Origin of the sequence: Streptomyces sp. NPDC047974, from assembly GCF_040653375.1 — a bacterium.
GTDB lineage: Bacteria > Actinomycetota > Actinomycetes > Streptomycetales > Streptomycetaceae > Streptomyces.
Map to the genome: position 1 here is coordinate 118,745 of NZ_JBEZNU010000012.1, position 18,222 is coordinate 136,966.

Sequence of the window (18,222 nt, forward strand, 5' to 3'; positions counted from 1 at the left end):
GATCCCCCGTACGGCCCGGGCTCAGCCCGCCGTGCGGGGGATCCGCTTTTCCCACGTGCGGTGGAAGACGACCTCGCCGCCCTCCTTGCAGACGACCTCGTCCGAGGTGTGGAAGGCGTCGGCGTCGCAGGTGATCTCCGAGCGGGTGTCGACGGTGACGTCCCAGGCGAGTTCCGGGCGGTGGAGCCGGATGCGCCACTCGGAGCGGGTGCGGGCGGAGAGCGGGTCGTCCTCGGTGATCGTGTACGTCTCGACGGCGTCCTCGGTGTACTCCAGGCCGTCCGGGTACACGCGCGTGCCGCCGTACTTCGGGTCGACCTGGAGGGTCCAGGCGCCCTTGGCGACGTCGCGGAGGACGAGCCGTTCGGGGCGGGTCTCCTCCGGGGTCTCCAGGGGCTTCGGGGACGACACGCCGAGCGGCGCGGACTGTTCGGGTTCCTCGAAGGCGATCGCGTCGTCCGTGTGGGCGCGGACCGGAAGGGTGAGGGAGGAGCCGGAGGGGTCGAGGGTGAAGCCGGCGGCGTCGGGCTGGGGCCAGAGCCACGGCCAGTACGCGGAGGAGACGGCGAGCCGGACCCGGTGGCCGGGCGGGAAGGTGTGCCCGATGCCGTTCAGCTCGACGTCGTAGCTCTCCCACTCGCCGATCTGCGCGTCGACGGCCCGGTCGCGGCCGTAGCGGGCGGAGAGGTTCAGGGCGCCCCGGGTGACGAGGGTGGAGGAGCCGTCGGGGGCGACGTCGCAGAGCCGGGCGACGATCTGGCCGGTCGGCGCGGGCGTCATGACGTGGAGGCCGACGCGGGGGCGGCCGAGGATCTCGATCGGCCCGCCGTCGGGCGGCACGGTGAAGTCGAAGCAGGCCGAGTGGGCGTCCTCGTCGCGCTGGTCGGGCGGCAGGTCGGCGTCGTTCCCGAAGGGGAAGAAGCGGCCCGCGTCGATGCCGGTCTGCTGCGGGGAGTCGACGACGACGGGCTCGCCGCCGAAGGCGTACGTGACGGGGGTGACGTGCGGGGACGGCCAGGACGGGTCGGCGACCCAGCGGCCGGGCAGCTCCTCGTACACGGTGGCCGGCGGGTGGGACCCGCTGATCCAGGAGCGGAGCAGCGGCTCGGCCATGACGTCGTTCTCCGCGCCCTTGAGGTGGTGGTCCCACCAGCGGAGGGTCTCCTGGAGGAAGCCGATGGCGGGTCCCGGCGGCAGGCCGCGGTCCGGGTACTGGTGGGACCAGGGGCCGATGATGCCGCGGACCCGGTCCTGGGGGAGGTGTTCGACCAGCCGGAGGACGGTGTCGCGGTACGGGTCGTGCCAGCCGCCGACGGCGAGGACGGCGGCCTCGATCGCCGGGTAGTCCTCGCAGACGCTGCCGTGCTTCCAGTAGTCGTCCCTGGTCTGGTGGGAGAGCCAGGTGTGGACGAAGGGTTCGACGGCCTCCAGGCGGCGTGTCCACAGGTCGCGCCACTCCTCGCCCGCGTACTGCGGGTCGGGCGGGCGGCAGACGAAGGCGAGCATGGTGGCGGCCCAGGCGTGCATGTCGACGCCGAGGACCGAGCCGCCCATGTAGTGGACGTCGTTGTCGTAGCGGTCGTCGGTGGAGCAGACGGTGACGATCGCCTTCAGCGGCTCGGGGGCGAGGGCGGCGATCTGGAGGCTGTTGAAGCCGCCCCAGGAGATGCCGAACATGCCGACCCGGCCGGTGCACCACTCCTGCTCGGCGAGCCAGTTCACGACGGCGACGCCGTCGGCGAGCTCGGTGGCGTCGTACTCGTCTCCGGGCAGGCCCTCGCTGTTGCCGTGGCCGCGGACGTCGACCCGTACGGAGGCGTAGCCGTGGCCCGCGTACCAGGGGTGGCGCTGCCAGTCGCGGGGCGCGGTCCAGTCGGTGAGCCGGTAGGGGAGGTACTCCAGGAGGGCGGGGACCGGCTCGTCGGTGACCGGCCGCCACACGCGCGCGTACAGCAGGGTGCCGTCCGGCATCGGGATGCGGAGGTCCTCGTGCCGGGTCTCGTACGGGAAGTCGGTCCGGATCTTCGTCATCGGGTCACCTCAGTGGACGGGGTGCATCGTGCGGCGCAGCCAGGGCGCCAGGGCCATCACGCCGAGGCCGACGGCGACGGCGACGGCGCCGTTGACGCCGAAGTAGGCGGGCTTGGAGACGTCGTCGTAGAGCTTCACGGTCTGGGCCTGGATGCCGTTGGCGAGGGCCAGGGAGAGGAACCAGAGCGACATGGTCTGGCTGGAGAAGGCCTTGGGGGCGAGCTTGCTGGTGGCGGACATGCCGGAGGTCTCCAGGAGGACGTCGCCGAGGCCGAGCAGCAGGTAGGAGCCGACGATCCACCACGCGGCCATCTCGTACGTGTCGTCCGCGTGGCCGGAGGTCGGCAGGACCATCAGGAGGAAGGAGAGGCCGCCGAGGACCACCCCGAGGGCGATCTTGTTGGAGGCGTGCGGCTGGCGGGGGCCCATCCGGGCCCAGACGGCGGCCACCACGGGCGCCAGGGCGACCTCGAAGGCGCCGAGGGCGGAGGCGTACCAGCTCGCCGGGAAGTCGAAGCCGAGGAGGGTGGTGCGCGCGTTGGTGGAGGCGAGCAGCATCATCGTGGAGTACGCCTGGAAGAGGATGAAGTTGAAGGCGACCGAGGCCAGGAAGAGCACGATGTACGGCTTGAGCCGGCCGCGCTCCTCGGCGGTGACCCGGGGGCTGGCGAACATCACCCGGAAGTAGACGACCGGGGCGATCACCGAGATCAGGGTCAGCAGGTCGACGAAGCGGTCCATGGTGAGCCAGCCGGCCGCGGCGAGCGCTCCGCCCGCCGCGGCGGCCACGACGGCGCCGACGGTCAGGGAGAGCACCGCGCGGCGCATGGCGTCCGGGGCGAGCGGGAACTCGGCGGCGTGCTTCTTCCCGGCGAGGTGGCGGCGGCCGGCGATGTACTGGGCCAGGCCGAGGGTCATGCCGATGGCGGCGGCCGAGAAGCCCCAGTGGTAGCCCTGGTGGTCGGCGAGCCAGCCGGTGATCAGGGGTCCGGCGAAGGCGCCGATGTTGATCGCCATGTAGTAGAGCGCGAATCCGGCGTCGCGGCGGTCGTCGTCGGTGCGGTACAGCTTGCCGACCATGGTGGCGACGTTCGGCTTGAGCAGGCCGGTGCCGGCGCTGATCAGGCCGAGGCCCACCCAGGTCATGGCGGCGGTGGGCACCGCCATGGAGTAGTGGCCGCAGGCGATCAGGACGCCGCCCCAGAGGACCGCCCGGTACGAGCCGAGGATGCGGTCGGCGAGCCAGCCGCCGGCCACCGAGACCAGGTAGACGAGGGTGCCGTAGGCGGCGGAGACGGAGGCGGCGGTGCCGGCCGCCATGCCGAGGCCGCCGTCCGACACGCTCGCGGCGAAGTACAGGACGAGGATCGCCTGCATGCCCAGGAAGGAGAAGCGCTCCCAGACCTCCAGGCCCGACAGGGTCAGCAGTCCCCGTGGGTGTCCGAGGAAGGCGCGGTCGTCCTCGGGGGGCGGCTGCTCCCCGTTCGCATCGGTCTCGATCGTTGTTCGGGACAAAACGCCTACTCCTGATCGTATGAGCTGATCCCGAACATACCGGGGGTGACGGGAAGGCGCCCACGGTGATCGAAACGTGACCGGATACGCTGGCTTGAGTGAGTGGACCGACACATCGACAATCCGAGTCGACGGCGTACGGTCCGGAGCGTCAAGGACTAGCGTCAGCAGGCGTCAGCAGACAGGAGATCCCCTCGTGACCGTCGTCGGGCCGTTCGGTCTTAGCGTGCGGGACCAGGCTCTCGAGGCCGATGTCCAGACCGGGTTGGCGGCCGTCGAGGCCGGCCTCCTCGACGCGACCAAGAGCGATGTCCCCTTCATCACCGAGGCCGCCCAGCACCTGGTGCTCGCGGGCGGCAAGCGGTTCCGGCCGCTGCTCGTGATGCTCGCCGCCCAGTTCGGCGACCCCTACTCGCCCGGTGTGGTGCCCGCGGCCGTCGTCGTGGAGCTCACCCATCTGGCCACGCTCTACCACGACGACGTCATGGACGAGGCGGCCGTGCGCCGGGGCGTCCCCAGCGCCAACAGCCGCTGGGGCAACTCGCTCGCCGTCCTCACGGGTGACTTCCTCTTCGCCCGCGCCTCGCACACCCTTGCGGACCTCGGCCCGGAGGCCGTACGGATCCAGGCCGAGGCGTTCGAGCGGCTCGTCACCGGCCAGATCCTGGAGACCGCCGGTCCGGTCGACGGCCGCGACCCCGTCGACCACTACCTCGACGTCCTCGGCGGCAAGACCGGCTCGCTCGTCGCCGTCTCCTGCCGCTTCGGCGCGATGATGTCCGGCGCCGACGAGTCGGTCGTCGACATCCTCACCCAGTACGGCGAGCGGCTCGGCGTCGCCTTCCAGCTCGCCGACGACGTCCTCGACATCGCCTCCGAGGGCCACGAGTCCGGCAAGACCCCCGGCACCGACCTCCGCGAGGGCGTCCCCACCCTCCCCGTCCTCCGCCTGCGGGCCGCCGCGGCCGCCCACGGCCGCCCCGAGGACCTGGAGCTCGTCGCCCTGATCGACGGCGACCTCACCGACGACGACCGGCACGCCGAGGCCCTGCGCCGGCTCCGCGTCCACCCCGCCCTGGAGCAGGCCCGCCGGGACACCGTGCGGTACGCCGAGGAGGCCAGGGCCATGCTGGCGCCCCTGCCCGACGGCTACGCGAAGTCGGCACTGATGGAGCTGTGCGACGCGGTGGTGCACCGGGCGGGCTGACGCCCTAGGGGGATGTCATCCCGGAGGGGTACGCGAGGTTGATCCCCCGGGCTGACGATTTCCGTCGCCCTTCTTGGTGAGATGGAGTCATCGAGAAGCAGTCCGCCAGGGCACGGAGGGATCACAGACCATGGCAGCACAGCGCAAGGCAAGCAGGTACGTCGTCCCGGTCGCGGTGGCCGGCATCGCCGCCGCGACCATCGGACTCGTCCCGGCGCTCGCCGCGTCCGGCGACCCGGACCTGCCGGACATCACCGCGCAGCAGCTCATCGAGAAGATCGCCGCCTCGGACACCCAGACCCTGTCCGGCACCTTCAAGATCTCCACCGACCTGGGCCTGCCGGCCTTCGACGGCCTGCTGGGCGGGATCGCCGGCGGCGCCGCCGGGGGAGAGGGCTCCGCCGACCCGTCCGCGCAGCTCACCAAGCTGGTCTCCGGCACCCACACCCTGAAGGTCGCCGCCGACGGCCCCGAGCGGCAGAAGCTGACGCTGCTCGACGGCGAGGAGCAGTACAGCCTGATCCACGACGGCGACGAGGTGTGGGCGTACGACTCCCGCTCGAACACGGTCTTCCACGAGAAGGGCGGCGACGAGAGCGGTCCCGCGCCCGAGAAGGAGCTCCCCGCCTCCCCGAAGGAGCTCGCCGACGAGGTCCTGAAGGCCGCCGGGGACACCACCTCGATCACGGTCGGCGGCACGGCGAACGTCGCGGGCCGCGACGCGTACCGGCTCGTCGTCGAGCCGAAGCAGCAGGGCTCGACGGTCGACTCGATCACCATCGCGGTGGACGCGGCGACCGGCACCCCGCTGAAGTTCACCCTCGACTCCACGAGCGGCGGCAAGCCGGTCCTCGACGCGGGCTTCACCAAGGTCGACTTCGGCAAGCCGGCGGCCTCGGAGTTCGACTTCACCGTCCCGAAGGGCGCGAAGGTCACCGAGGGCGACCAGGTGGAGAAGGAGTTCGGCGCGGACCGCGGCGGGGAGCACGGCAAGGCCCCCGAGGACCTGGAGAAGGCCTTCGGCGACCTCGGTCTCGGCGGCCTCGGCGGTGCCGACGCGAACGGCCCCGAGATCATCGGCGAGGGCTGGACCGCCATCGCCGCCTTCGACTCCGGCGCGCCCGCGCCGAAGACGGAGGACGCGCCGAAGGAGGCCCAGGGCTTCCTGGACGCGCTCGGCGACAAGGTGAGCGGGAAGTTCGGCTCCGGCACGGTCTTCAAGACCAAGATCGTCAATGCCCTGATGACGGACGACGGCAAGGTCTACGTCGGCGCGGTGACGCCGCAGGCGCTGGTGGACGCCGCCAACGCCGCGAAGTAGCGGGGAAGGTGGTTCCCCGGGTGGGTCGGGAGTACGTCACCGACCCACCCGGGTGGCTTGGTCGTGCCTTCTCGCTTACGGGAACGTCAGCTTGAACCCGTTGATGTAGCCGGCGTCGGCGGACGCCGTGTCCTGCGCGCGCAGCTTCCACACGCCGTTGGCGACCTCGCTGGAGGCGTTCACGGTGTAGGTCTGCTGGATGTTGTCGGCGCTGCTGCCGGTCTTGTTGTGCAGGTTGTAGACCGTGCCGTCGGGCGCGACGAGGTCGACGACCAGGTCACCGCGCCAGGGGTGGACGATGTCCACGCCGACGGCGAGGGCGGCCGGCGCGTTCCCCGCGACGCCGGAGACGGTCACGGAGGAGGTCACCGCGGCGCCGTTGTCCGGGATGGAGACGTCGGCGGTGTTCTCGAAGACCGTGCCGGTGGGCGGCGTGGTGGTGGTGCCGGACAGCGTCCAGATCGCGTGCGCGACGGCGTCGCTGTTGCGGTCCAGGGCCGTGTCGTTGATGTTCGACGTGGTGTCGCAGGACGAGTGGTAGCAGCGGTCGAAGGCCGTGGCCGTACCGCCCCACTTGGACACCTGGGCGCTGGTCTTCACGCGGCTGGCGCCGGTGAAGAGGCCGCCGACGGGGATGCCGACGTTCTTGAAGGACGCGTGGTCCGAGCGGCCGTCGCCCTCGGTCTCGATCTCGGTCGGGACGCCGAGCCCGGCGAAGTAGTTCTTGAAGGTCGTCTCGATCGTCGGGTCGTCGTCGTAGACGAAGTAGCCCGGGTTCGGCGAGCCGATCATGTCGAAGTTGAGGTAGCCCTTGAGCTTCGAGCGCTCGGTGGTGGCGAGGTTGTTCACGTAGTACTTCGACCCGACGAGGCCGAGCTCCTCCGCGCCCCACCAGCCGAAGCGCAGGTGCTTGGAGGGCTGGTAGCCGGAGCGGGCGACGGCGAGCGCGGTCTCCAGGACCGCGGCGGAGCCGGAGCCGTTGTCGTTGATGCCGGGGCCCGAGGAGACCGAGTCGAGGTGCGAGCCGGCCATGATGACCTGGTTCGGGTCGCCGCCCGGCCAGTCGGCGATCAGGTTGTAGCCGGTGGTGCCGTTGTACGTGAACTGCTGCACGGTCGTGGTGTATCCGGCCGCGTCCAGCTTCGCCTTCACGAAGTCGATGGAGGCCTTGTAGCCGGCCTTGCCGTGCGCGCGGTTCCCGCCGTTGGCGGTCGCGATGGACTGGAGGTCGGTCAAGTGCTGCTTGACGTTGGCGACCGGGATGTCCGGGGCGGCCGTGGCGCCGGCGGGCGCGGCGGTGGCCGGGGCGGCCCCGGCGAGGGCGCCGAGGACCAGGGCGGAGGAACCGGCCAGGGCGGCCAGTCTCGCGGAGAGCTTCATGTGTGGGGGCTCCGGATTCCGAACGGGGATGGGACGGAACGTGCGAGCGCCTCGCGCCGTGGGTGACGCGAGGCGTTGGAGCTGTGCAGGTGGCACCCGAGGCGCAGGGGTGTGATGGGGATCCCTACGGTCGGTGTGCGTGTGCTGAATGCTCAGTGACGTGACGATGTCCCGTCAAGACCTGAATCCGGTCAGGCGTGTTCGCTGAGCGGACGCGCACCCCTTCGGCTCGTCTGTCCGGGGCTCCTCAGAGCCAGCCCTCGCGCGCCGCCTTGAGCCCCGCCTCGAAGCGGCTGGTGGCGTGGAGGCGCTCCATCAGCGCGGCCATCTGCCGGCGGACGGTGCGCAGCGACACCCCGAGCCGCTTGCCCGCAGCCTCGTCGGTCAGCCCCGACGCCAGGAGCCTGAGCAGTTCGAGCTCGGCCTCGGTGGGGCGGTCGTCGTCGGCGCGCGGGCGGTCCGCGCCCAGCGGTACGGCGGCCTGCCACGTCTGCTCGAAGAGGGTCACCAGTGAGGCGACGATGCCGGGCGCGCTGGTGCACAGGGCGCCGAGACGGGAGTTGCCGGGGTCGATGGGGACGACCGCGACCGTGCGGTCGAAGACCAGCAGGCGGGGCGGCAGCAGCGGGCTGGTGCGCACCTGGCCGCCCTGCTCGGTCAGCCACCGGGCGTACGCCAGCGTCGCCGGGTCGTTGCGGGCGCTGTCCTGGTAGATCGAGCACATCTCGATGCCCCGGGCCAGCGCCCGCTCGTCCAGCGGCCGCGATGCCGCCAGGCTGGCCTCGGAGAGCGCGCCGCCCGGCAGGATCGCCAGGCACTCCCGGGTCAGGCCGTGGGCGAGCTGCTCCAGACGGTCCTGGATGGCGTCCATCCCGACGAGCCGTTCCGCCCCGTCGACCTCGGTGTTCGGGTGCAGCTCGGCGAACTCGGAGACCACCTCGGCCGCGGCCGCCCTGCTGCGCTCCAACTCCTGCTGCTGTCGGGCGAGTTCCCGCTCCTGGCGGCGCAGGAGCACCTCAAGGCCGACCTCGGGCCGCACCGCGCGGAGCGCGCCGGGGCTGTCCCGCGACGGCTTGAGCAGGCCGAGGTCGACGAGCTGGTCCAGGCTCTCGCGGACCTGCGTCTCGGCGAGCCCGAGCCGTGCGCCCAACTCCCCGATGCCTCCCGAGGGATCGGCGAGCATCCCCCGGTACACGGCCTCCACGGCGTCCCCGAGCCCCAGTGCCTCCAGCATGACCAGCCCCCCGGCTGTGGTCCGGCCGCCCCCCACGAGCGCCCCCTGCCGCGATCGTAGACGCGGACCGGCGGCCTGGCACCAAAGTGCCAGACCCTTTGGTGCCAGCCGGAACTCCTTCCCGGCGGCCGACGCCGGCAGCAGCATGGTGACCACCGGAACGGCGGGGCGGCAGACGGCCCCCCCCGGGGCGGTACACCGCACGGACCGCTCGCTTCGCGCCTCGCTCACCCGCACCCACTCGACCAGGGGGACTCCCATGCTTCGCGCCGCCCGAATCGCCAGGATCGTCCGCACCGCCCGCGCCGCCGCCGCCGCGACCGCCCTCTGCGCCCTGGCCTTCGCCGGAGCCGGCGCGGTCTCCGCCGCGGACCCGGTCCAGTACCGCGTCAGCGCGACCGACGGCGACGGCAGCATCAACTGGGACACGGCCCCGGAGTCCCCCTCCGGCAGCATCAACTGGGACTGAGCGGCGTGCGCGTCGTCCTCGCCTCCCTGGAGGCCGCCCCACCCGGAGCCCCCTTCGGAGCCCCACGTGGAGCCCCACCCGAGGTCCCGCCCGGAGCCCCGCCGGAAGTCCCCCTCGAAGTCCCCCTCGAAGCACCCCTCGACGCTCCCCTCGAAGTCCCACCCGACGCTCGACTCGAAGCCTCGCGCCGCACCCCCGCCACCCCCCGACTGCTCGCGCTCCTCTCCGACCTGATCTGGGCCCACGCGGCCCTCGGAAACGGGCTTGAGCACGTACGCGCCAAGGCCTCGGACGACGGCGCCGGCGTGGACCTCTACCTCTTCCTGCGCGCCGCCTCGGAGGCGGCCGCCCTCGACCAGGCCCGCGCCATCCTCGACGGCGCCCGCGCCCCCCTGGGCCTCCACGGCTACCGCGCCGCCGCACCCCGCCGCTGACGGCGCGCCCGCCGCCGTCTCCGTACCCCAAGGTCCCCGGAAGGAACGCAGTGACGACCACCCTCCGCCGTGCTGCCCGCAAGACCACGATCGCCGCCCTGTCCGGCGCGCTCGGGGCCGGGCTCCTCACCGTCGCGGCCATCGACGCCGCGCCCGCCGCGCAGGCCGCGACCACGTGCAGCGGGACCGCGCAGCTGTACGGAGTCCTCCCCGACGGCCGGCTCACCTTCAGCACCATCACGCCCGCCACCGGCGAGCTGAAGAAGGTGCTGATCGGCGTCGACCTGGGCTTCGAGCCCCAGGCGATGGCCACCCTGAACTTCAACACGATCCTGGTGACGTCGACGGCCGGCGCGCTCTACCGCGTCGACGTCCTCACCAACAACACCTCCCTCGTCCTGGAGCGCCCGCCCGTCAAGCTCTTCGACAGCGGCTGGACGCACGACAAGCTCACCTACGACGGGAACGGCCACCTCTACGGCACGGCCGGCGGACTCCTCATCCAGTACCTCGTCTCCCAGCCGAAGCCGACCGGTTCGGCGCACATCGGCCAGCGCAAGGAGATCGGCAGCGGCTTCGTCCTGAAGACCCTGACGGCCGCCGGGGACGACCGGCTGCTCGCCACCACCGCGGGCGGCGCGCTCTACTCGTACAAGATCGACAGTGCGGGCGGCTGGTCGCGGGACGACCTCAAGACCTCGGGCTGGTCCGCCTTCGACCAGGTCGTGTCGCCGGGCGGCGGCCTCTACTACGGCCGGATCCCGACCACGGGCGCCATGTACTGGTACAAGGACGCGAATCCGGCGGACGGTTCCGGCGCCGACATCGCGTACCACAACGACACGCCCGTCAACACCGGTGGCTGGACGCAGCAGTTGCTCTCCGCGCAGCCGGGGACGTTCACCTGCACGACCGCCACCGACCCGCTCGACGGCACCGACATCCCGGCGGTGAAGGCGGCCGGCCGCGACCTCATGAACAAGCACGACGGCGGCGTCTGGAACAGCACCACCCAGTGGAACTGCCTGGACCAGCTGTGGACCAAGGAGAGCGGCTGGCGCTACTGGGCCGACAACCCGAGCTCCACCGCGTACGGCATCCCCCAGGCGCTGCCCGGCTCCAAGATGGAGGCCTTCGGCGACGACTGGCGCACCAACCCGATCACGCAGATCAAGTGGGGCCTGTCCTACATCGACGGCCGGTACGGCACCCCCTGCGCGGCCTGGACCCACTTCCAGAACAACAACTGGTACTGAGCGCGGCGCTCGCACCCTCCCCCGCGTGTCCGTCCTCCCGCCCTCCCTTCCCTCGCATCAGGAGATCCCCATGCGTTCGATGCCCCGCGCCCGCCGTCTCGCCGCCTCCGTCGCCCTCGCCGCCTCGACCCTCGGCCTGGTCACCTTCGGCACGGCCGCCCCCGCCCAGGCCGCCGCCGTCTGCGGCGGAGACGTCTCGATCTACGGCACGCTCGCCGACGGCCGCCTCACGTACACGGCGATATCGCCCAACACCGGCGACCGGGTGAAGACGCTGATCGGCCCCGCCCTCGGCTTCACGCCCAAGGCGATGGCCACCCTGAACTTCAACACGGTCCTGGTGACGTCCACGTCCGGCGCGCTGTACCGCGTCGACGTCCAGACCAACAACACCTCCCTCGGCCTGGCCGGGGTCACCAAGATCTGGGACGGCGGCTGGACCTTCGACAAGATGACGTACGACGGCGCGGGCCACCTCTACGGCACGGTCGCCGGCCAGCTCCACCGCTACAACGTCTCCCAGGCCAAGCCCGCCGGCCCGGAGCACATCGCCCAGCACGTGGTCATCGACGAGGGCTTCGTCCTCAAGACCCTCGCGGCGGCCGGCGACGACGTCCTCGTGGCCACCACGACCGACGGCAAGCTCGTCTCGTACCAGATCAACGGCGTCGGGGACTGGGAGCGTTCGGACCTCAAGGCCTCCGGCTGGACGGCGGTCGACAGCCTGGTCTCGCCCGGCGGCGGCCTCTACTACGGCCGCACGAACGGCGGCCTGTACTGGTACCACGACGCCGACCCGACGGACGGCAAGGGCGACGACATCGCCTACCACCCCACGGACCCGGTCGACGCGAGCGGCTGGACGCAGACCCTGCTCTCCGCCTTCGCCGGCGACTGCACCTACCAGGCGCCGTCGACCCCGCCGTCCGACTCCACCGAGGGCGGCACGATCACCCGCAGCGAGGTCATCGGCCGCGCCCTGAACTGGCTGAGCCGCGACGTCCCCTACAGCCAGAGCACGACCGCCACCGACCCCGAGGGCGCTCACCGGTACCGCACCGACTGCTCGGGCTTCGTCTCCATGGCCTGGCACGCGAACGAGAGCTACAACACCGGAAGCCTGCCGAGCGTCAGCGCCGTCATCAACAAGTCCGACCTCCAGCCCGGCGACGCGCTGAACACCCAGTCCGGCCACGTCGTCCTCTTCGAGAAGTGGGTCGACAAGGCGGCGGGCAAGTTCTCCTACATCCACGAGTCCAACCCGAACGACGACATGATGCGCGGCCAGGACTACCTCGACGGCGGCAACGACGGCAGCATCGCGGGCCACGCCGCCTCCGGTTACGTCGCCCTCCGCTACGACAAGATCGTCAACGGCTGACCCCGGCCACGGACCGCCCCGGCCCTGCTCACTCCTCCGTGAGCAGGGCCACGGTCGTGCGCACGGACGCGTCGGGATCGTCCGCGAGGAGCGCGAGCAGGGCCTCGGCGGCCGGGGTCTCCCGCTCGACGAGTCCTTCGACGGCGGCCTCGCGCACGGCGGGGGAGGGGTCGCGGCCGAGGACGGCGAGGAGGTCGCCGGCGGCCTCGGTGCGCCGGTAGGCCACGGCCTCTGCGACGCTCGCCCGCACCTCGCCGTCGGCGTCCCCCGCCAGCGCGGCCAGCAGCGGATCCGCCCCGGGCGTGGACCAGCCGGCCACCGCCCGCGCGAGCTCCCGCCGGACGCCGGCGTCCGGGTGGGCGGCGAGCGGCGCGAGGCGTTCCACGGGACCGCGCCGCCGGAGCCCGTACCAGCGGAGCGTGTCGCGCAGCGCGCCGGTGTCCGCCCGCGCCTCGGCCCGGTCGAGCCGCGCGAGCAGCACGCGCGAGGCGGGCGCGGGCCCGTCCATCGGGTGCGGCCGCCGCTCCCGCAGCCGCCGGGACCCGTACGTGCCGGGCTGCACGCACCCCGCGCAAACGCACGGCGCGACCCCGTGCGCGCCGGGGAAGTACCGCCACCCGGCGACCTGCCGCACCGCCCGCACCCGCCGCACCTCGTCCCGCGCGACGGCCCGGGGCAGGAACACCTCCCACCCGAGCGCCCCGTCCCCCGACTCCCGCACCCGCCGCACGGCTTCGGCCGCGGTGACCTCGTCCTGGCTCCGCCCGTACCGCCCCACCGCCACCGGCTCCCCGTCCGGCAGCCGCACCTGCACGGCCACGATCCCCCGGGGTCCCGGCCGCCGCGCCAGCTCCCGCAGCCACTGGTGCGTCAGCGCGTACGAGGCGACGACGGGGAAGAGGTACACCCCGCCCCGCTCTCCCCGGGCCTTGATCCCGCTCCGGCGGATCGCCGCCGCGTGGGCGCCGGGCGTCAGGTGCACGAAGGTGGCCATGCGGCGAGGGTAGTGCGGCGCCCCGGCAGGGCGGATCGGCGGAACCGGGATGCGAACGCGCGGTATCTGAGCAGGCATGTACGAATTCCTGTTCCTGGCCCTGGCCTTCGGCCCGTTACTGGCGCCGTGCGTGGTCCTGTGCGCCGCCGTGCCGCTCGCCTGGCGGGCCTGCACGCGGCAGCCGCTCCTGGCCCGACGCCTTCCCCGCGGCACGACCTGCGCCCTGGCGGCGGTTCTGGGCGGCGCGATGGCGTACGCCGCCTATTCATGGGGTGCGCTGTCCGGGGCCTACATCCTGGACCCGGACCAGACCTGCGCGTCGAAGGGGGCACGGGGCGACTACATCGTGACCCGATGGACCCTGCCGCTCAGCACCCGGTGCGTCACGGCGGACGGCGCCGGGACCGAGCTCGTGCCCGTCTGGGTGAACCCCGTGATCTTCACGGGCCTCGCGTTCCTGCTGGCGGCCGTCGTCACCGGAGTCCTCGCGGGCGTGCGCCGACGTCGCAACCGGCACGCGGGCGTGTGAGTCGTATCCGGCATGACCACGACCACCACCGGCGAAACGTCGCGCGGACCCGACTACGGGACGGCGATCGCCCTGTTCCTGTGCGAACTCCTCGTCCTCCCCGTTCTCTTCGTGCTCTACGGGTCGGGCATGTGGGACGTCGGCATCCACACCGGCCAGCAGCATCCCGACCCGGCGGTCCGGGCGGAAGCCAAGCGGGACTTCACCGTGCTGCTCGCCGTCGGCGCCGTCGTGATCGCCGGACCGCTCCTGGCCTTCCGCCGTCTGCTCTCCGGCGTGACGCAACTCGTCGTCCTGGGCGGCTGCGCCGTCGCCATGTGCTTCGTGGAGACCTACTGACGGACGTGTGGGTGCGCCTAGGCGGCGGCCGACGCCCGGCAGGCGACGCAACGCCCCGGTTCCGGCGCGCGGAAGGCGCGGTCGCAGTCGTCGCAGTTCTGGAAGGGGTCAGGGGCGGGAGCGGCGGCGGGGCCGACGGGGAGGGGAGGCGGGACGAGCGTCGCCAGCCGGTGCGCCAGGAGCCCCGCCGGATGCGCCAGGTCGGCGGGGAGGGCCGCGCAGAGCGACCGGCTCACGGCCTCGGGATGCGCCCCGCGCTCCAGCCACTCCGTCACCCCCGGCGCCAGTCGCCGCACGTCCAGCTCCGACAGCAGCAGCCGGGGCTCCCGCCCCCGGAGCCCGGCGAGGAGGGCGGCGGCGTCGCGGTGCCGCTCGGGGAGCGGTGGTGCGGGCCGCCGCGCAGGGCCTTTCGGAACCGGAGGTTCCTCGTGGGGCTCCTCGGCCCCCGGGGCCTCCCGGACCTCCGGGGTCTCCCGTACGGCGTCGCGGTCAGCCCCCGGCCGGTTGTACGAGATCGTGCGCGGGACGAACCGCCCGTCCGGCAGCCGCTCCCGGGTGCGCGAGAGGAACCCGGCCGCCTCCAGCTCCCGCAGGGCCGCCGCGATCCTCATCTCGCTCAGCCCCTTCGTCCGCTCGGCCAGCGCCTTGATCCCGACGGACGCGCCGGCGGGCAGCGACTGGAGGATGACGGCGAGCCCGATCGCCGCGACCGTCAGATCCGGATGCTGGGCGAGCTCGTTGCTGATGACGACGTACCGGGTGGTGAGCCGGACGTTGCGGTGAACGAGCCCACGGGCGTGCGGACGCGCGTTAGGGTGCGTGGAAGCCATCGGGAAGCGTCTACTTCCTAGTTGGTCAGGCCCTCGGCGGGATTGCGAGTCCCAGCCGGGGGCCGTCGTATGTCACGACAGGTGATGGCTGGAGCATATGCCAGGCAACCCGCCCCGAATCCAGCCCAGTTGGCACAGATCACCCGAGTGGGTGACGCGCTCCGACGGGGAGGCTGGAGGGGTTGGGAAGGGGCTTGCCCCGGGCTTTGTCCTTTACGTCGCGCCCCACCGCGACGCGCCCGCCCGCGACGCGGCGAGACCCCTCACGACCAGGGAAGTTCGGCCCAGACGGTCTTCTGTGGCGCGGGCCCGGACCGTACCCCCCACTCCCGGGCCAGCGCCCCGACGACGAGCAGCCCCCGCCCGTTCTCGCCGACGGCCCCGGCGACCGGCATGCGGTCACCCCGCGTATCCGTGACCTCGATCCGGAGGGCCGACCCCGTGGCGATCACCCTGAGCCGGAAGTCCCGCCCCGGCACGTGCCCGTGCGTCACCGCGTTGTTCGCCAACTCGGCCACGACCTGCTCCGCCGCCTCGATCTCCGGACCCAACCCCCAGCAACGCAGCTGCTCCACGGCGAGCAGCCGCGCCAGCCGGGCCCCGCGGGGCGTCGAGGAGAGCTGAAGGGTGAAGTGGCGTGCACTCGCCATGAGTTGGCTGGTTTCGCGGTTCATGGGATCCAGCGTGACGGCGCCTGCCTACGCTGCCCACGAGAAACGCCCTTACGTACGGTTACTGTCCGGTGGCCGTCCCGGGCTGTCCCGGCTTGTCCCGGGTGTCGGAGAGGCGGGTGCGCGTGGACGCGAACGCGGTCGAGCGAGGTGGCGCGAAGACCGAAGGGCCGACCTGGGACCTGGCGCCCGGTGACGATTCGGGCGCCTCGATCGTGGTCATGATCGGGCGGCAGATCAGGGCCTGGCGGGAGGCGAAGGGGCTGCGGGCGGTCGAGCTGGGGCGGCTGATCGGGTATGGCGGGGACATCGTCCGCAAGGTCGAGCGCGGAGCCCGTATCCCGCGTCCTGAGTACCTGGACAAGGCGGACGAGGCTCTCGGGGCGAACGGTCTCATCTCAGCCATGAAGCCGGACGTCCTGGCGGTCCGGTACCCCAAGAAGCCGAGGAACCTTTCGAGGCTGGAGGGCCAGGCGGTCGAGTTCTCCATGTACACGATCTTCTGCCTGCACGGCCTGCTCCAGACCGAGGACTACGCGCGGGCGATCATGCGGACCTTCCGCCCGCTGTACCAGCCGAAGGAGCTGGAGCGGTACGTGGCCATCCGGATCGGCCGACAGCGGGTGCTGCACCGGCTTCCGGCGCCGGAGTTCAGCTTCGTGGCGGAGGAGTGGGCGCTGCGGCGCCCCGTCGGAGGGAAGGCGGTGATGGCCCGCCAACTGGAGCACCTCCTGGAGGTCGCGGACCTGCCGAATGTCGAGATCCAGGTGATGCCGACGGCGAACGCACAGCATCCGGGCCTGTCGGGGAGCCTCCACCTCCTGAAGTTCCCCGACGGCTCGGCGGCCGGCCACTCCGAGGACCTCAACGGCAGCCGCCCGACGACCGACCCCAAGGTCCTCAGGCTCCTGGACCTGCGCTACGGCATCATCCGCAGCCAGGCCCTCACTCCGGCGGAGTCACGGGACTTCATTGAGCAACTGCTGGGAGAGACATGATCGGCAACCCCGAGCTGCACTGGTTCAAGAGCAGCTACAGCAACGGTGGCGGCGAGACGTGCGTCGAAGTCGCCACCACCCCCGCCACCGTCCACGTCCGCGATTCCAAGAACACCGAGGGCCCGCGCCTCGCCTTCGCCCCCGCCGCCTGGGCCGGCTTCGTGGAGACGCAGCGCGGCTAGCCTGCCGCCTGTGGGGTGGGGAGGCGTTCGAGGACCGGGGCCCGCGTGCCTCCCTGCTTTCAGGGCTCGTGCCGCCCTTCGGGCGCCTCGCGGCGGTCGCTAGGGTTGTCCGCATGCGGGCTGCCTGGGCAGAGGGGAGCCTCGGGACGCGAGGGGGCCGGGCGGTGCGGTTCGTCTGCCGGAACTTCTCGGTTTCGGACATGCCGCGACGCGGTCACACCCCACAGGACGCTCCCCTGATGGTTCTGCTGCTCGATCTGGAGGCGGATCTGTCGATCTGGGAGCGGGGGCGGGAGGTGTGGTCCGAGCGGATGTTCCCCGTGGCCGAGCTCGCGTACGAGCTCGCGCTCTGGCTCCGGAGCCCCGCCGCCGACCGTCGGGACTTCGTGCTCCACTCGATGCAGGCGGAGGAGGGGCTGATCCGGATCGCGCGCTCCGATGAGGGATGGCGCGTGGGGTGCGACCCGGACCCTGACTTCTGGACTTCGCCCGTCTCGTGGGACGTACTCGTGGCGGAGATCAAACGGTTCGACCGTTCCGTACGGGAAGGCGTCGCCGCGCTGGGTGCCGACCCCGCCTTCATCCCGGCGCCCTGAGGCCCTCTCGCTGGGCCACCAGGGCACGTGACCGGGTGCTCTTTCACGGCGCCGTCGATCAGGGCAGTCACCTGCCAGGCGCCGCCGGTGGCGTCGACTGCCGCGTACCTACCAGCGCAGGGGCTCGCCGTCGCGGAAGAAGCCGCCGGTGGGGCCGGAGTCGGGCAGGGTGGCGGCCCAGACGATGCCGGTGGCGCCCTGGTCGACGGGGGCGCCGCCCGGGCCGCCCATGTCGGTGGCGATCCAGCCGGGGCAGACGGCGTTGACCAGGATCCGCTCGGCGCGCAGTTCGTCGGCGAGCTTGCGGGTCAGGGCGTTGAGCGCGGCCTTCGAGACCCCGTAGGCGGGGGTGCCGCCCGTCATGTCCGCCAGGGAGCCGGACTCGCTGGAGACGTTCACCACGCGGGGGTGGGGTGACCGGCGGAGCAGCGGCAGGAACTCCTGCGTGGTCCGCCAGACGCCGAAGAGGTTGGTCTCCAGGGTCCGGCGGACCTCGTCGAGGTCGACGGAGACGGCCCGTCGGGCCGTGTCGTAATTGACGGCCGCGTTGTTGTTGAGGACGTCGAGGCGCCCGAACTCCCGCTCCACGCGCCGCGCGAGAGCGTGGACCGCATCCGCGTCGGTCACGTCCAGCCGGCACGGCAGGAGCGTGCCGGCCGCTCCGGGGGCCAGGTCGGCGACGGCCCGCGCGGCGTCCTCCGGACGGCGCGCGGACAGCAGGACGGTGTGACCGAGCCCGGCGAGCCGGCGCGCGGTCTCGCGGCCGATGCCCCTGTTGCCTCCCGTGACCAGCGATACCGGTGCGGCCGTGCCCATGCGCTCTCCCCTTCGGCGGACGATCCGCCGTCGGGCAGC

At 72.4% G+C, this 18,222-nt stretch carries 19 protein-coding genes; 11 read left to right on the forward strand and 8 right to left on the reverse strand.

Annotation, left to right across the window (positions count from 1 at the left end; translation table 11 throughout):
* Positions 1–21 precede the first annotated feature (21 nt).
* Positions 22–2,031 carry a CocE/NonD family hydrolase gene (locus tag AB0E19_RS18950; RefSeq protein ID WP_362181007.1) on the reverse strand — a complete coding sequence of 670 codons (2,010 nt, stop codon included), beginning with the start codon at positions 2,029–2,031 and terminating at the stop codon, positions 22–24.
* A 9-nt stretch (positions 2,032–2,040) separates the two neighbouring features.
* A complete protein-coding gene (locus AB0E19_RS18955) occupies positions 2,041–3,546 on the reverse strand; it encodes a peptide MFS transporter (protein WP_362181011.1) in 1,506 nt (501 codons plus the stop codon).
* Positions 3,547–3,742: 196 nt separating this feature from the next.
* On the opposite strand from AB0E19_RS18955, the gene AB0E19_RS18960 reads away from it, so the two are divergent.
* Together AB0E19_RS18960 and AB0E19_RS18965 are read left to right on the forward strand one after the other, a co-directional pair.
* Complete coding sequence (locus AB0E19_RS18960) at positions 3,743–4,753, forward strand: polyprenyl synthetase family protein (protein ID WP_360601058.1); 1,011 nt, start codon at positions 3,743–3,745, stop codon at positions 4,751–4,753.
* A gap of 130 nt (positions 4,754–4,883) precedes the next feature.
* The gene (locus AB0E19_RS18965; RefSeq protein ID WP_362181015.1) at positions 4,884–6,074 is read left to right on the forward strand and encodes a sigma-E factor regulatory protein RseB domain-containing protein; all 1,191 of its coding nucleotides are present in this window, start codon (positions 4,884–4,886) and stop codon (positions 6,072–6,074) included.
* A 75-nt stretch (positions 6,075–6,149) separates the two neighbouring features.
* On the opposite strand, the gene AB0E19_RS18970 is transcribed toward AB0E19_RS18965, so the two are convergent.
* Together AB0E19_RS18970 and AB0E19_RS18975 are read right to left on the reverse strand one after the other, a co-directional pair.
* Positions 6,150–7,454 (reverse strand): M28 family metallopeptidase, encoded by a 1,305-nt coding sequence (locus AB0E19_RS18970; RefSeq protein WP_362181017.1) that lies wholly within the window; start codon positions 7,452–7,454, stop codon positions 6,150–6,152.
* A 247-nt stretch (positions 7,455–7,701) separates the two neighbouring features.
* Complete coding sequence (locus AB0E19_RS18975) at positions 7,702–8,688, reverse strand: LuxR C-terminal-related transcriptional regulator (protein WP_362181020.1); 987 nt, start codon at positions 8,686–8,688, stop codon at positions 7,702–7,704.
* Positions 8,689–8,947: 259 nt separating this feature from the next.
* Between AB0E19_RS18975 and AB0E19_RS18980 the strand changes: the two genes are divergently transcribed.
* The 4 genes from AB0E19_RS18980 to AB0E19_RS18995 all read left to right on the forward strand — a co-directional run bounded on the left by AB0E19_RS18980 (position 8,948) and on the right by AB0E19_RS18995 (position 12,228).
* Positions 8,948–9,157: a hypothetical protein gene (locus tag AB0E19_RS18980; protein WP_362181023.1), complete on the forward strand. Its 210-nt coding sequence runs from the start codon at positions 8,948–8,950 to the stop codon at positions 9,155–9,157.
* A 5-nt stretch (positions 9,158–9,162) separates the two neighbouring features.
* On the forward strand, positions 9,163–9,591 hold the full coding sequence (locus AB0E19_RS18985) for a hypothetical protein (RefSeq protein WP_362181026.1): 429 nt from the start codon (positions 9,163–9,165) through the stop codon (positions 9,589–9,591).
* Positions 9,592–9,641: 50 nt separating this feature from the next.
* Positions 9,642–10,847 carry a peptidase S1 and S6 gene (locus AB0E19_RS18990; protein WP_362181029.1) on the forward strand — a complete coding sequence of 402 codons (1,206 nt, stop codon included), beginning with the start codon at positions 9,642–9,644 and terminating at the stop codon, positions 10,845–10,847.
* A gap of 70 nt (positions 10,848–10,917) precedes the next feature.
* Positions 10,918–12,228, forward strand: a complete 1,311-nt coding sequence (locus AB0E19_RS18995) for a hypothetical protein (protein ID WP_362181032.1) — start codon at positions 10,918–10,920, stop codon at positions 12,226–12,228.
* 28 nt (positions 12,229–12,256) lie between these two features.
* Here the strand turns inward: AB0E19_RS18995 and AB0E19_RS19000 are convergent, their stop codons facing one another.
* Complete coding sequence (locus tag AB0E19_RS19000; protein ID WP_362181035.1) at positions 12,257–13,222, reverse strand: HEAT repeat domain-containing protein; 966 nt, start codon at positions 13,220–13,222, stop codon at positions 12,257–12,259.
* Between the two features lie 76 nt (positions 13,223–13,298).
* Here AB0E19_RS19000 and AB0E19_RS19005 point away from each other — a divergent pair, with 76 nt between their 5' ends.
* Both AB0E19_RS19005 and AB0E19_RS19010 read left to right on the forward strand, forming a co-directional pair.
* The gene (locus tag AB0E19_RS19005; RefSeq protein WP_362181038.1) at positions 13,299–13,751 is read left to right on the forward strand and encodes a hypothetical protein; all 453 of its coding nucleotides are present in this window, start codon (positions 13,299–13,301) and stop codon (positions 13,749–13,751) included.
* 12 nt (positions 13,752–13,763) lie between these two features.
* A complete protein-coding gene (locus tag AB0E19_RS19010) occupies positions 13,764–14,090 on the forward strand; it encodes a DUF6234 family protein (protein ID WP_362181041.1) in 327 nt (108 codons plus the stop codon).
* A 17-nt stretch (positions 14,091–14,107) separates the two neighbouring features.
* Here the strand turns inward: AB0E19_RS19010 and AB0E19_RS19015 are convergent, their stop codons facing one another.
* Positions 14,108–14,920: a helix-turn-helix domain-containing protein gene (locus tag AB0E19_RS19015; RefSeq protein WP_362181044.1), complete on the reverse strand. Its 813-nt coding sequence runs from the start codon at positions 14,918–14,920 to the stop codon at positions 14,108–14,110.
* Positions 14,921–15,183: 263 nt separating this feature from the next.
* A complete protein-coding gene (locus tag AB0E19_RS19020) occupies positions 15,184–15,594 on the reverse strand; it encodes an ATP-binding protein (RefSeq protein ID WP_362181047.1) in 411 nt (136 codons plus the stop codon).
* Between the two features lie 122 nt (positions 15,595–15,716).
* Between AB0E19_RS19020 and AB0E19_RS19025 the strand changes: the two genes are divergently transcribed.
* The 3 genes from AB0E19_RS19025 to AB0E19_RS19035 all read left to right on the forward strand — a co-directional run bounded on the left by AB0E19_RS19025 (position 15,717) and on the right by AB0E19_RS19035 (position 17,367).
* Positions 15,717–16,589 carry a helix-turn-helix transcriptional regulator gene (locus tag AB0E19_RS19025; protein WP_362181050.1) on the forward strand — a complete coding sequence of 291 codons (873 nt, stop codon included), beginning with the start codon at positions 15,717–15,719 and terminating at the stop codon, positions 16,587–16,589.
* Complete coding sequence (locus AB0E19_RS19030; protein ID WP_362181053.1) at positions 16,586–16,771, forward strand: DUF397 domain-containing protein; 186 nt, start codon at positions 16,586–16,588, stop codon at positions 16,769–16,771. The genes AB0E19_RS19025 and AB0E19_RS19030 overlap by 4 nt, the downstream gene beginning before the upstream one ends.
* Before the next feature lie 239 nt (positions 16,772–17,010).
* Positions 17,011–17,367: a hypothetical protein gene (locus AB0E19_RS19035; protein WP_362181056.1), complete on the forward strand. Its 357-nt coding sequence runs from the start codon at positions 17,011–17,013 to the stop codon at positions 17,365–17,367.
* 108 nt (positions 17,368–17,475) lie between these two features.
* Here AB0E19_RS19035 and AB0E19_RS19040 read toward each other — a convergent pair whose 3' ends face one another.
* Positions 17,476–18,183 carry an SDR family oxidoreductase gene (locus AB0E19_RS19040; RefSeq protein ID WP_362181059.1) on the reverse strand — a complete coding sequence of 236 codons (708 nt, stop codon included), beginning with the start codon at positions 18,181–18,183 and terminating at the stop codon, positions 17,476–17,478.
* Positions 18,184–18,222 lie beyond the last annotated feature (39 nt).

What these genes read in the sequence shown, in the direction of transcription:
- AB0E19_RS18970 (WP_362181017.1), bottom strand. Translation starts at nt 7,454, where the DNA reads ATGAAGCTCTCCGCGAGACTGGCCGCCCTGGCCGGTTCCTCCGCCCTG.
- AB0E19_RS19035 (WP_362181056.1), top strand. Translation starts at nt 17,011, where the DNA reads ATGGTTCTGCTGCTCGATCTGGAGGCGGATCTGTCGATCTGGGAGCGG.
- AB0E19_RS18980 (WP_362181023.1), top strand. Translation starts at nt 8,948, where the DNA reads ATGCTTCGCGCCGCCCGAATCGCCAGGATCGTCCGCACCGCCCGCGCC.
- AB0E19_RS19010 (WP_362181041.1), top strand. Translation starts at nt 13,764, where the DNA reads ATGACCACGACCACCACCGGCGAAACGTCGCGCGGACCCGACTACGGG.
- AB0E19_RS19015 (WP_362181044.1), bottom strand. Translation starts at nt 14,920, where the DNA reads ATGGCTTCCACGCACCCTAACGCGCGTCCGCACGCCCGTGGGCTCGTT.
- AB0E19_RS19030 (WP_362181053.1), top strand. Translation starts at nt 16,586, where the DNA reads ATGATCGGCAACCCCGAGCTGCACTGGTTCAAGAGCAGCTACAGCAAC.
- AB0E19_RS19005 (WP_362181038.1), top strand. Translation starts at nt 13,299, where the DNA reads ATGTACGAATTCCTGTTCCTGGCCCTGGCCTTCGGCCCGTTACTGGCG.
- AB0E19_RS18950 (WP_362181007.1), bottom strand. Translation starts at nt 2,031, where the DNA reads ATGACGAAGATCCGGACCGACTTCCCGTACGAGACCCGGCACGAGGAC.
- AB0E19_RS18965 (WP_362181015.1), top strand. Translation starts at nt 4,884, where the DNA reads ATGGCAGCACAGCGCAAGGCAAGCAGGTACGTCGTCCCGGTCGCGGTG.
- AB0E19_RS18995 (WP_362181032.1), top strand. Translation starts at nt 10,918, where the DNA reads ATGCGTTCGATGCCCCGCGCCCGCCGTCTCGCCGCCTCCGTCGCCCTC.
- AB0E19_RS19040 (WP_362181059.1), bottom strand. Translation starts at nt 18,183, where the DNA reads ATGGGCACGGCCGCACCGGTATCGCTGGTCACGGGAGGCAACAGGGGC.
- AB0E19_RS19020 (WP_362181047.1), bottom strand. Translation starts at nt 15,594, where the DNA reads ATGAACCGCGAAACCAGCCAACTCATGGCGAGTGCACGCCACTTCACC.
- AB0E19_RS19000 (WP_362181035.1), bottom strand. Translation starts at nt 13,222, where the DNA reads ATGGCCACCTTCGTGCACCTGACGCCCGGCGCCCACGCGGCGGCGATC.
- AB0E19_RS18975 (WP_362181020.1), bottom strand. Translation starts at nt 8,688, where the DNA reads ATGCTGGAGGCACTGGGGCTCGGGGACGCCGTGGAGGCCGTGTACCGG.